This window comes from Aquidulcibacter sp. (assembly GCF_049239865.1).
GTDB lineage: Bacteria > Pseudomonadota > Alphaproteobacteria > Caulobacterales > Aquidulcibacteraceae > Aquidulcibacter.
Genome location: NZ_JBMLTR010000045.1, coordinates 1 through 10,947, shown reverse-complemented (window position 1 = coordinate 10,947; position 10,947 = coordinate 1). Strand labels below are relative to the sequence as shown.

13 protein-coding genes are annotated in these 10,947 nt (G+C 57.3%); 8 read left to right on the top strand and 5 right to left on the bottom strand.

The features are described 5' to 3' along the window. Both hslV and ACOVRA_RS03540 read right to left on the bottom strand, forming a co-directional pair. Positions 1-500: ATP-dependent protease subunit HslV (gene hslV / locus ACOVRA_RS03545; RefSeq protein WP_421719089.1), on the bottom strand; the 500-nt coding region annotated here is incomplete at its 3' end. Between the two features lie 51 nt (positions 501-551). Continuing rightward, on the bottom strand, positions 552-2,303 hold the full coding sequence (locus ACOVRA_RS03540; protein ID WP_421719088.1) for a putative bifunctional diguanylate cyclase/phosphodiesterase: 1,752 nt from the start codon (positions 2,301-2,303) through the stop codon (positions 552-554). Positions 2,304-2,530: 227 nt separating this feature from the next. Between ACOVRA_RS03540 and hisB the strand changes: the two genes are divergently transcribed. The 6 genes from hisB to ACOVRA_RS03510 are packed head-to-tail and all read left to right on the top strand — an operon-like array spanning position 2,531 to position 6,096. Next, positions 2,531-3,121 carry an imidazoleglycerol-phosphate dehydratase HisB gene (gene hisB / locus ACOVRA_RS03535; protein ID WP_290808005.1) on the top strand — a complete coding sequence of 197 codons (591 nt, stop codon included), beginning with the start codon at positions 2,531-2,533 and terminating at the stop codon, positions 3,119-3,121. Between the two features lie 9 nt (positions 3,122-3,130). Further along, positions 3,131-3,751, top strand: a complete 621-nt coding sequence (gene hisH / locus ACOVRA_RS03530; protein ID WP_421719087.1) for an imidazole glycerol phosphate synthase subunit HisH — start codon at positions 3,131-3,133, stop codon at positions 3,749-3,751. Beyond that, positions 3,748-4,470 carry a 1-(5-phosphoribosyl)-5-[(5-phosphoribosylamino)methylideneamino]imidazole-4-carboxamide isomerase gene (hisA, locus tag ACOVRA_RS03525; RefSeq protein ID WP_421719086.1) on the top strand — a complete coding sequence of 241 codons (723 nt, stop codon included), beginning with the start codon at positions 3,748-3,750 and terminating at the stop codon, positions 4,468-4,470. The genes hisH and hisA overlap by 4 nt, the downstream gene beginning before the upstream one ends. Beyond that, positions 4,467-5,249 (top strand): imidazole glycerol phosphate synthase subunit HisF, encoded by a 783-nt coding sequence (hisF, locus tag ACOVRA_RS03520; protein ID WP_421719085.1) that lies wholly within the window; start codon positions 4,467-4,469, stop codon positions 5,247-5,249. Before hisA ends, hisF begins: the two co-directional genes overlap by 4 nt. Beyond that, the gene (hisE, locus tag ACOVRA_RS03515; protein ID WP_421719084.1) at positions 5,246-5,578 is read left to right on the top strand and encodes a phosphoribosyl-ATP diphosphatase; all 333 of its coding nucleotides are present in this window, start codon (positions 5,246-5,248) and stop codon (positions 5,576-5,578) included. Before hisF ends, hisE begins: the two co-directional genes overlap by 4 nt. Next, a complete protein-coding gene (locus tag ACOVRA_RS03510) occupies positions 5,575-6,096 on the top strand; it encodes a GNAT family N-acetyltransferase (RefSeq protein WP_421719083.1) in 522 nt (173 codons plus the stop codon). The genes hisE and ACOVRA_RS03510 overlap by 4 nt, the downstream gene beginning before the upstream one ends. A gap of 10 nt (positions 6,097-6,106) precedes the next feature. Here ACOVRA_RS03510 and ACOVRA_RS03505 read toward each other — a convergent pair whose 3' ends face one another. The 3 genes from ACOVRA_RS03505 to ACOVRA_RS03495 all read right to left on the bottom strand — a co-directional run bounded on the left by ACOVRA_RS03505 (position 6,107) and on the right by ACOVRA_RS03495 (position 9,168). After that, positions 6,107-6,886, bottom strand: coding sequence for a sulfite exporter TauE/SafE family protein (locus ACOVRA_RS03505; RefSeq protein WP_290807972.1), 780 nt, complete (start codon positions 6,884-6,886; stop codon positions 6,107-6,109). A 129-nt stretch (positions 6,887-7,015) separates the two neighbouring features. Further along, positions 7,016-8,182 carry an aminotransferase gene (locus ACOVRA_RS03500; protein WP_421719082.1) on the bottom strand — a complete coding sequence of 389 codons (1,167 nt, stop codon included), beginning with the start codon at positions 8,180-8,182 and terminating at the stop codon, positions 7,016-7,018. 2 nt (positions 8,183-8,184) lie between these two features. Next, a complete protein-coding gene (locus ACOVRA_RS03495; RefSeq protein WP_421719081.1) occupies positions 8,185-9,168 on the bottom strand; it encodes a cysteine synthase A in 984 nt (327 codons plus the stop codon). Positions 9,169-9,418: 250 nt separating this feature from the next. On the opposite strand from ACOVRA_RS03495, the gene ACOVRA_RS03490 reads away from it, so the two are divergent. Together ACOVRA_RS03490 and ACOVRA_RS03485 are read left to right on the top strand one after the other, a co-directional pair. Beyond that, positions 9,419-10,300: an N-acetylmuramic acid 6-phosphate etherase gene (locus ACOVRA_RS03490; protein ID WP_421719080.1), complete on the top strand. Its 882-nt coding sequence runs from the start codon at positions 9,419-9,421 to the stop codon at positions 10,298-10,300. A 16-nt stretch (positions 10,301-10,316) separates the two neighbouring features. Then, positions 10,317-10,947, top strand: a 631-nt coding sequence (locus tag ACOVRA_RS03485) for a glycoside hydrolase family 3 N-terminal domain-containing protein (protein ID WP_421719079.1), incomplete at its 3' end; no start/stop codon positions are given.

The window sequence follows — 10,947 nt, the reverse complement described above, 5'->3', positions numbered from 1 at the left end:
GCAATCGCCATGGCTTTGCGGGCAATGGTCTCAGCGTCGAGGTCTTGATCATAAAGAGCGCGGGCAGCCGCCAAGGCATAACCGCCGCCAGACCCGATGGCGGCAACCGCATGGTCGGGTTCCAGCACATCGCCCGTGCCAGTCAGCACATAAGTGCCTTCTTTATCGGCACAAATCAGCATGGCTTCTAGGCGACGCAAATAGCGGTCTGTCCGCCAATCCTTGGCCAGCTCCACACAGGCGCGCAGCAATTGATTGGGAAAGCGCTCTAGCTTGGCTTCGAGGCGTTCGAACAAGGTGAAGGCGTCCGCGGTCGCCCCAGCAAAGCCCGTCAACACAGTTCCGCCCGCTAAGGTGCGTACCTTACGCGCGCCATGTTTCATGACGGTATTGCCAACCGAGACTTGGCCGTCGCCGACAACGACCACTTTGCCGCCTTTTCGCACTGCCAAAATCGTTGTGCCGCGCCAGTCGGCGGCGGGACGTTCAAAATCGCTCATGCCTATGTAATGGCGTTTGTGGGGGCTGACTTCAAGGCGCGCGCGTACCACTTAGCTGGTACGGCGCAGTCCTTCGATGCTGGGTGCAGGGCTTAGGCCATCCGCGCGGGCCGCCCAATTGCGGGCATGGGCTTCAAATTGATCTGCCGACATGGGTGAGCCAAACAAATAACCTTGGCCCAAGGTTGCGCCCCGTTTCTTTAAGAATGCGGCTTGTTCTTGGGTTTCAACCCCTTCAGCCACGGTCTCATAATTCAGCCCGCCTGCCATCGCGATGATGGTTTCAATCATGGTAGGCGCGTTGCGGTCCTTGCCTAAGGCGCGGATAAAGCTTTGGTCGATTTTAAAGACGTCAAACGGCATGCGGGTGAGAGCTGCCAAATTGGAATGCCCGGTCCCAAAGTCATCAATCGCGATCCGCACACCCTTGTTGCGCAAGGGCTCTAGCAAGCGGATTACTCGGTCTGGATTGCTCATGGCGATCGATTCAGTGATTTCCAGCTCAAACAAGGACGCAGGCAGGCCCGTTTCAGCCAAGATACTCTGTACCTTGGCCGTAAAATTATCGTCATTGAACTGCATGGCCGACACATTGACCGCGACCCGGAGTGCAATGCCTCGGCGCAGCCAAGCAGCAGCCTTCTTCGCCGCATCGCGCATGATGTAATCGCCCAAAGGCGCGATCAAGCCCGTCTCTTCGGCGGCGGTAATAAATTTCGTGGGTGACACCATGCCCTGGGTTGGGTGGTTCCAGCGCACTAGGGCTTCGCAGCCGTGAATGCGTCCTGTCCCCAAATCTACTTTTGGCTGGAAGTAGGCCATGAACTGGCCCTGCTCGATCCCGGCGCGAATTTCGTTTTCTAGCACCAGCTTTTCCAGCGCGCGCTGGTTCATCTTGCGGGTGAAGAACACGCTGCGGTTGCGACCGCCGTTGCGGGCGTGGCTGAGCGCTAGGTCTGCCGAGCGCAAAACCTCTTCGCCTGTCTCGCCGTCCTGCGGGAAGATGGCGATACCGGCGCAAGCGCCCAACACGATACGGTGGCCGCCAAGTTCGAAGTGCTGGCGCAGACCAGCCGCCACCAATTGGGCAAAGCGTCCGGCTTGGGTCGGATCATCAATATCGGGGATCAGCACGGCGAATTCAGAAATCCCAGTCCGCGCCAACAGGGCGGGCCGCGCGATACAGGTCTGCAAGCGCACGATCCGGTCCGATGCCCGCACGGCAGCCGACAGGCGCTCTGCCACAAGGCCCAGCAATTCTTCGCCCGCAATCTGGCCAAGGGTTTCTTGCACGCGAATGAACTTATCGACGTCGATGGAGATCACGGCACCGACCAGATTATTCGCCGCATTGGACTTTGCCGCTTCATCCGTCTCCTGACGGAAGCGGTCACGGTTCGGCAATTCAGTGATCGTGTCCACAAAGGCCAATTGCTGAATGCGCTTCATCGATGCGTCCAAGCGCTGCATCATGCGGTTCAAGGCACGGGCCAGAATTTCAAGTTCATCGCCAGACCGGATGTCGAGACGAACGCCTAAGCGCTTCAGATTTGTCTGTTGGGCAAATTCGGTCAGGTCGCGCAGGGGATCTGTGATGCGGTTCACGAAAGCATAGAAGGCAGCAGTGGCTAGAACCAGAGACAGGGTCGACCCGCCAATCGCAAAGGCTAAGGCACGACCATAGCCAATCGTAAAGCTCAGCATCACGATCATGCCCAACATCACAAGACTCATCAGGCCGAGGAAAGCTAAGGTCAGCTTCCCAGCTAGGGTCTTCAGAATGTTTTCCAGCCAGTCTTTCACTAAACTCTTCGCCTAAACGTTCTGCTTGCGACGACAACGCCAACAAGTTCCCAGAACTACTTTTCCTGTTTGCACACATTAGGTTGACGTGGCCTTAATCTGCCTGCCGCACATGCAGACTGTAACCAGCGTGATCTCCGGTTTCTTTTGTCTTCCCAAAGCGCTAAGAGGGGGCCGTTCGCGCCAAACAATGGCGCGCTCACCTAGACCACCAGCGGAAAGATTTCATCGTGCGAACGGCCACCATTCAGCGCAATACGAAAGAGACGCAAATCTCTGTCACCATGAATTTGGATGGGACAGGCATTGCCAAGGTTTCGACCGGCATTGGCTTTTTTGACCATATGCTGGAAAGCTTTGCCAAGCATGCGCTGATTGATCTGACCGTTGAGACCAAGGGCGATTTGCATATCGATATGCACCACACGGTTGAAGACACTGGCATCGTCATGGGCCAAGCCCTCAAAAGCGCTTTGGGCGACTTTGCAGGCATCCGTCGCTTTGGCCATGCCTATATCCCGATGGACGAAACTTTGTCGCGCGCCTCGATTGACTTGTCCAACCGGCCTTATCTGGTTTGGAACGTCCATTTTGAGCGTCCAAAGGTCGGTGAGATGGACACTGAATTGTTCAAGGAATGGTTCCACGCCTTTGCGGGCAATGGTGGCCTGTGCCTGCATGTCGAGAACCTCTATGGGCAGAATACGCACCATATCATCGAGAGCTGCTATAAAGCCCTCGCACGCGCCCTAAGGGTGGCCATTGAAATTGATCCCCGATTGAATGGGGCGGTCGCCTCCACAAAGGGCGTCCTTTAAGGCACGGAAATGCTTACCTTAATTGACTATGGCTCTGGCAATCTTCGCTCGGCGGAGAAGGCGTTGGTTGCAGCCGGTGCGCGCGATGTCTGTGTGACGGCTGACCCGGACCGCATCGCTAAAGCCGATCAAATCGTCTTGCCCGGTGTGGGTGCCTTTGCCGATTGTGCGGCCAATCTGGCAGCCGTCGACGGCCTGCGCGAAGCTTTAGAGACTCGCGTACGCGGGGAAGGTGCGGCCTTCTTGGGTATTTGTGTTGGGATGCAGCTTTTGGCCGATGTGGGCATTGAATTTGGCTCAACCCCAGGCCTTGGCTGGATCGGTGGTCAGACCTCGGTCATTCAACCGGGCTCGGCAGAGCTGAAAGTGCCCCATATGGGCTGGAACACCGCTGAGCCAACTGCCAGTGCGGTGTTCGACACCGCTTGGGGCGGCGCGCAAGACGTCTATTTCGTCCATTCCTTTGCGTTTCGCGCCGCACACGAGGCCGATGTAGCCGCTTGGTGCACCTATGGTGCGGATCGGTTTGCCGCGGCTGTCCAGAAAGACAATATTATGGGCGTGCAATTCCACCCCGAAAAAAGCCAACGCGCGGGCCTCGCTTTGTTGGAAGAATGGCTGAAACAATGATCCTCTATCCCGCAATTGATTTGAAAGATGGACAGGCTGTTCGCCTTTATAAGGGCGACTTTGCCCAGATGACCGTGTTTGATACCGACCCGTCCGCGCGCGCTGCTAGCTTTGAGGCGATGGGCTTTGGCTATCTCCATATTGTGGACCTAGACGGTGCCTTGAAAGGGGCCGGGGCCAATCTCGACGCCATTGCCGCCATTCGCGCCCGGACCAGCCTGCCCATGCAAGTGGGCGGTGGCATTCGCGACCTGAAGGCGATTGAAAAGGCGCTCTCAATGGGCGTTACGCGCGTCATCTTGGGCACGATTGCCGCTAAACAACCCCAATTCGTGCGCGACGCGGCCAAGGCCTTTCCGGGCCAAGTGGCCGTGGGCATTGATGCCATCGACGGCATGGTTGCGGTTGAAGGTTGGGTGGAGACGACCAATCTCGCCGCGCTCGATCTCGCCCGTCAGTTTGAAGATGCGGGCGTTGCCGCCTTGATCGTCACCGATGTGGGTCGTGATGGGACCAAGACGGGGATCAATATTGACTTCACGGGTGCAATTGCAGACGCCGTTGGCATGGATGTCATCGCCTCGGGCGGCTTGGCAGGTGTGCAAGATATCGTCGCCCTAAAAGCCCGTCCCGGTAAGCCAGTTGCGGGGGCCATTTTGGGCCGTGCGCTCTATGATGGCTTGATTGACCCTGTCGAAGCCTTGAAAGCCGCCGCATGAGTCTGAAAGTTCGCATCATTCCCTGTCTGGATGTGAAGGACGGACGCGTCGTGAAGGGCGTGCAGTTCGAAGGGCTGCGCGACGCCGGCGATCCGGTAGAGCAAGCGCAATTTTATGATGGCGAGGGGGCCGATGAAATCTGCTTTCTCGATATCTCTGCTAGCCATGAAGGGCGGGGCACTTTACTCGATGTGGTGCGACGGACGGCTGAAGTCTGCTTCACGCCTTTGACAGTCGGTGGCGGCGTGCGCACGACCGACGACTTCCGTGCCCTATTGCTGGCCGGGGCCGACAAGGTCGCCATCAATACGTCCGCCGTCAAAGACCCTAGTTTGGTAACAGCGGCCGCGCGGCGCTTTGGGGCGCAGTGCGTGGTGGTCGCCATTGATGCCAAGCAAACCGGCCCCGAACAGTGGGAGATTTTCACCCATGGCGGCCGCAATCCAACTGGCATTGACGCTTTGGCCTTTGCCAAAGATGTCGTCGAACGTGGCGCTGGGGAACTTCTGGTCACCTCCATGGATAAGGACGGCACCAAATCGGGCTATGATCTGGCACTGACTCGCACCATTGCCGATGCGGTGTCCGTGCCGGTGATTGCCTCTGGCGGGGTGGGCAATTTAGACGATCTGGTGGCAGGCATCACCCAAGGCCATGCCAATGCCGTTCTAGCGGCATCGATTTTTCACTTCAGAACCCATACACTGGCAGAGGCACGGGCGGCCTTGGCGGCGGCTGGGGCCAAAGTACGGCAACCGATTCAAGGAAACCTGCGATGAGCGAGACTCTAGGCCACGCATTAGATCAGCTTCTGGCGGATGTAGCTGAAAAAGCCAAAGCCGATCCAAGCCAAAGCTATACGGCGAAACTGCTTCAGGGTGGTCCCGTTTTGTGCGGCAAAAAGCTCGGCGAAGAAGGCGTTGAAGCAGCTTTGGCCATTGCTGGTGGTACGGCTGACGAGATCGCCAAGGAAGCCGCAGACCTTTTGTACCATTTGGGGGTAGGCCTGCTCGCACGGGGCGTATCGGGTGCCGATGTCGCCGCTGTTTTAGAGGCCCGCCGGGGCACATCAGGCCTTGTCGAAAAGGCCGGGAGAACAAATTCGTGAGTGACGCGCTTCAAATCCGATTGGGAGTAGAATCCGATGCGCCAGCCTTGGCAGCTTTGGGCGCGAAGACCTTTTTGGCGACCTTTGGTCACCTCTATCCACCAGAAGACAAAGACTATTTTATCGGCGCGCGCTTTAGCGTGGAGCGTACCCTGCAGGATATTCAAGACCCAGACCGCGTGGTGACGGTCGTCTGTCGCGGCGAGGACATGGTGGCATTTTTGGACTGTGGTACGTTGACCCTGCCGGTTGCGGCCCCGGAACCCGATGCCCTTGAACTCTATCGCCTCTATCTGGATGACGATCAAAAAGGCACGGGCCTTGTCCATCGGCTGATGGAGATTGCACTGGAATGGGCGCGATCAAAAAGCGCCTCAGCCCTTTATCTGGGCGTCTGGTCACAAAACGAACGCGCCAAACGTCTTTATACCAAATACGGCTTTGAGATTGTTGGGGCCTATCATTTCAAGGTTGGCAATACCTTGGATGACGAACGGATCATGCGTCTCGCGCTTTAGGTCGCAAACCTCAGACCAGACCCAAGGCTTTTGACAGGGAAAATAGACTGGTCAGTGTCAAAACGGTGCCGACCAGATACAGCAATTGTTTGGCGGGTACGCGCTTGGCCAAAACCGCGCCAAACGGTGCGGCCATCAGGCCGCCTATGATCAAACCTACCGTCGCCAGCGTGAAGGCTTCCCAGCCCAAGGTTGCGATAAAGGTGGCCGAGATCACGGTGGTCAAAAAGAATTCGGCTGTATTGACGGTGCCGATGGTCATGCGGGGTTCGGTGCCCTGAACCAGCAGATTGGACGTCACCACTGGCCCCCAACCCCCGCCACCGACAGCATCGAGGAAGCCGCCAACCAAACCCAAAGGGCCAACAAATTTGGCGCTGCGATGGGGTTGGCCTTTCGTCATGCGCCATCCACGCCAGAGCAGATAGACGCCAATGCAAGCAAGATAGGCCATCACATAAGGCCTTGCTGTCTCAGCATGAATATTGGCCAGAAGATAGGCACCGGTGATCCCCCCAATCATGCCGGGGATGACCAGGGTCGCAAACAATTTCCAATTCACATTGCGGTGGATGGTATGGCTGACCGCAGAAGCGGCCGTAGTAAAAAACTCAACGATATGGACAGTTGAGGATGCCTTGGCAGGTGGCATACCCATAACGCTGACCAAGAGGGTGCTGGTGATCACGCCGAAGGCCATGCCCAACGCCCCATCGACCAATTGTGCCACGAAGCCAACGGCAATGAACGGCCAGATGTCGTGCCAATGGTGGGTGACGAATTCAATCACAGAAAGCGCTCCAAGGCTGGCCTTGCTAGAAGTTTTCTATACGCATCTGTTTTCACCCTAACGAGGAATGCAAGCTGCAACCAGTCGTTAGAGATACTATTGCACAGGCCCGCTCGATAAATCGGCATGTCAGGGCAACATCGCCTGTCGCGCCCGGGCAAGTCGGCCAATGGCCTCGCGCAGAACGGCCTCTTGCTTGGCAAAGCACAGGCGGATGATGGGCGGCGCTTCATCAGGCTTTTCATAAAGGCTCTGCAAAGGAATCGCCGCCACGCCATAAGTCTTGACGGCCTCAAGGCAGAAATCTAGCGCAGGTCGATCAATGCCTGATTGTTGCAGGTCAAGGCACATGAAATAGGTGGCCTCGCTGTCCAGCACGTGAAAGCCTTGCTCGATCAGCCCGCTGCGCAACAATTGATAGGCCGCCTGATAGCCTACGGCCTGTTCCTCAAACCAAGCCTTCTCCCAGCCGAGACCTTGGGCGACGGCAGCTTGTAAATGAGGCGCCGTGGTAAAGGTCAGGAATTGATGGGCTTTGCCGATCACCTTGGCGATCGCGGGCTCAGCGCACACAAAGCCGACTTTCCAGCCTGTCACACCAAACATCTTGCCAGCAGAGCCAATTTTCACCGTGCGCTCGGCCATGCCCGGCAGGGCGAACAGCGACACATGGGGCTGGTCCGTAAGGCGCACATGCTCCCAAACCTCATCGCAAATGGCGATTAAATCATGATCTTGGCAGAGCTTGGCGAGACCCATTAGTTCGCTGTGGCTGAAACTTCGCCCAGTTGGGTTCATGGGGTTATTGAGGACAATCGCGCGGGTTTTCGCGGTAATGGCATTTTCAATCTCGGTAAGATCCAACTGCCAGAGGGGCGGCCGCAACGTGACGGTACGCGGCACGCCACCTGCGCGCGCAATCAGGGGGCGATAGGCGTCATAGGCGGGGTCCAGAACGATGACTTCATCTCCCGGTGATAACAGCGCCAGAAAGCTTGCCGCCAGTGCTTCGGTCGCGCCAGAGGTAACCACCACATGCTCTGGGCTCAGTTCCAAGCCTTGATGGGCGCCATAATGCTCGGCGACGGCTGTTCGAAGCGCCGGAATTCCTAACATCGGGGGATATTGATTGCTGCCGGTCATCAGCCCATCGCAGGCCAAGCGCCGCAACGCTTCGGGGCCTTGGCTATCGGGAAAGCCTTGGCCGAGATTGATTGCCTCATGCGTGCGGGCGAGGCCCGACATCACTTCGAAAATCGTGGTCGGTAGGTCGGCAAAGTGGGAATTAAAGCCCATGCTCACAGCCAATCTGCCACCGGAAGGCCTTTGGAGTTCAAGAAGTCCCGGTTGAACAATTTGCTTTGGTAGCGGCTGGCATAATCGCACAGGATGGTGACGATGGTTTTACCCGGCCCCAAATCCTGCGCCAAGCGCATCGCACCCACGACATTGAGGGCCGCAGAGCCACCAATGGCCAAGCCTTCGTTTTTCACCAGATCAAACAAGACCGGCAGCCATTCGTCATCTTCGACGCGATAGGCATAATCAACCACGACGTCTTCCAGATTGGCGGTCACACGTCCTTGGCCGATCCCTTCGGTGATGGAGGTTCCGGTCGCCTTCAGCTCGCCGTGCTTATACCAATGATAAAGCGCCGCGCCGCCGGGGTCTGCGATGCCAATGGCGATGTTTGGATTGCGGGCCTTCAGCGCTCGACTAATGCCACCCAACGTGCCGCCAGAGCCGACCGAACAGATGAAGCCGTCAATCTTGCCTCCGGTCTGCTCCCAGATTTCGGGGCCAGTGGTTTCTTCATGCGCGCGACGATTAGCCAGATTATCAAACTGATTGGCCCAAACGCCGCCATGCTCGTCTGCTAAGCGCTTGGAGACTTTGGTGTAATGATCGGGATGGGCGAAGGCCACGGCATCTACTTCCACCAATTCAGCACCAAATAGTTTCACGGCATCCTTTTTCTCTTGCGACTGTGTGCGCGGCATGACGATGATGCAGCGATAGCCCAAGGCATTGGCAACCATGGACAGGCCGATCCCCGTATTGCCTGCCGTGCCCTCCACGATCAGTCCACCGGGCTTTAATGCGCCGCGCGCCTCAGCGTCGCGAATAATGCCCAGTGCGGCGCGGTCTTTCACCGATTGGCCGGGGTTTAAGAACTCCGCTTTGCCCAAGATTTCACAGCCTGTCGCCTCGCTGGCGGCGTTGAGGCGGACCAGTGGCGTCCCGCCAATCAGGTCGATCACTGTTTTGGCATAATGGGTCATTGCGCATTTAGTCCTTTGGTTTCAAGCCGTGGCCAGCATCTATCTCGCCCTCACTTGGGGACGCCTGTCAATGTCAGCAAGGCCCGAAACTTTTTGATCACGCGCGATTCTGTGATTGGCTAATTTGTTCAACTTCTTTAAGGCAGTAACCTGTTTCAGGGTGTGCCCATCGTAGCGCGCCGATTTGCTCTTTGTGGTCTCTTAGGTCGCGGGCGAGCCATATTTTAAGCCAAGGGACGTGATTGAAGTCATGACAGAAGCCGCGCTGCAAGCCTATCTCCATATTGCGGACTGGCCAACCGGCGACGCCGTCGCTGAAATGATCGCCAATCAAAGCCAGGCAGCAGACGCCGTCGCCAAAGTCTCTGCCAGCCTCGCCCGCGCGGCGGATGAAGCTGCGGCGCGTCTCGGGCGGTATGGTCGCTTGATCTATGCCGGTGCCGGCACCTCTGGTCGGATCGGTGTTCAGGATGGGGTAGAGCTTGGCCCCACCTATGGCTGGCCGAAAGAGCGGATGGTCTTCCTGATGGCTGGCGGGCAAACGGCTTTGATGCACGCGGTAGAAGGTGCTGAAGACGACCACGCCAAGGGGATGGAAGAAGTCCAGAGCTTGCACCTAACACCAAGCGATGTGGTGATTGGTTTGGCCGCCAGCGGCTCCACGCCCTATACGATCGGTGTGATTGAGGCTGCGCGCGCCGCAGGCGCTTTGACCATTGGCCTCGCCAACAAATTGCCCGCGCCTTTGTGCCAAGCTGCTGACATCGGCATTCTGATCGAGACAGGGGCCGAAGTCATCGCAGGCTCTACCCGCATGAAGGCCGGGACCGCCCAGAAGATCGCGCTCAACGTGCTCTCCACCGCCATCATGATCCGCCTCGGCTTTGTGTACGAAGGGCGGATGGTCGCGATGCAAATCTCCAATCGCAAGCTTTTGGCGCGTGCCAAAGCCATGATTGTGGAATTGACGGGTTGCCAAGAAGAGCAAGCCGCTGTTGCCTTAGAGCAAGCTGGGCGTAACATTCGCGTGGCAATCCTATTGGTGAAGGGCTGGACTTTGGACCAAGCGAAAGCCGATCTTGACCAATGGGCTGGAAATCTTTCCGCTATTCTGCAATCAAAAGCCAGCTGACATCCGCGAAAGGCACATGATGACCGACCTCTCTCCAACCAAGGGCCTAACTCCGGATCAAGTGGCAGAGCGGGTGGATCAGATTCTGGCAGAAGCCACCTTGGCCGAGAAAGTCCAGATGATGTCGGGCAAGGGCTTCTTTAAGCTCTTCGCCGAGAGCGGACGGCATTGGGGTGCAAATCCCTATCCGGCTGGCAGCGGTGTTGAGCGGCTCAATGTCCCACCGCTTTATTTCACAGATGGCCCGCGCGGGGTTGCGCGCGGCAATTCCACTTGCTTCCCCTGCACCATGGCGCGTGGTGCAACTTTTGATGTCGATCTAGAGCGGCGTATTGGCGAGGCCATGTCGATTGAAATTCGCGCGCAAGATTGCACCTTGTCTGGGGCTGTTTGCGTCAATCTGTTAAGGCATCCGGCTTGGGGGCGGGCGCAAGAAACCTATGGCGAAGACCCCTGCCATCTAGGGCAGATGGGTGCGGCTTTGGCCCTTGGCCTTCAGACCCATAATGTGATCGCCACCGTCAAGCATTATGCGCTCAACTCCATGGAGAATGCGCGCTTCAAAGTCGATGTCCAGATTGACGAGCGCGCTTTGCACGAAGTCTATCTGCCGCATTTCAAAACCATTTTGGATGCAGGCTGCGCGA

Excerpts from the sequence above, each read along its gene's own strand:
- hisF (WP_421719085.1), top strand. The coding sequence starts at position 4,467 with ATGAGTCTGAAAGTTCGCATCATTCCCTGTCTGGATGTGAAGGACGGA.
- ACOVRA_RS03495 (WP_421719081.1), bottom strand. The coding sequence starts at position 9,168 with ATGACCCATTATGCCAAAACAGTGATCGACCTGATTGGCGGGACGCCA.
- hisH (WP_421719087.1), top strand. The coding sequence starts at position 3,131 with ATGCTTACCTTAATTGACTATGGCTCTGGCAATCTTCGCTCGGCGGAG.
- ACOVRA_RS03500 (WP_421719082.1), bottom strand. The coding sequence starts at position 8,182 with ATGGGCTTTAATTCCCACTTTGCCGACCTACCGACCACGATTTTCGAA.
- hisE (WP_421719084.1), top strand. The coding sequence starts at position 5,246 with ATGAGCGAGACTCTAGGCCACGCATTAGATCAGCTTCTGGCGGATGTA.
- hisA (WP_421719086.1), top strand. The coding sequence starts at position 3,748 with ATGATCCTCTATCCCGCAATTGATTTGAAAGATGGACAGGCTGTTCGC.
- ACOVRA_RS03490 (WP_421719080.1), top strand. The coding sequence starts at position 9,419 with ATGACAGAAGCCGCGCTGCAAGCCTATCTCCATATTGCGGACTGGCCA.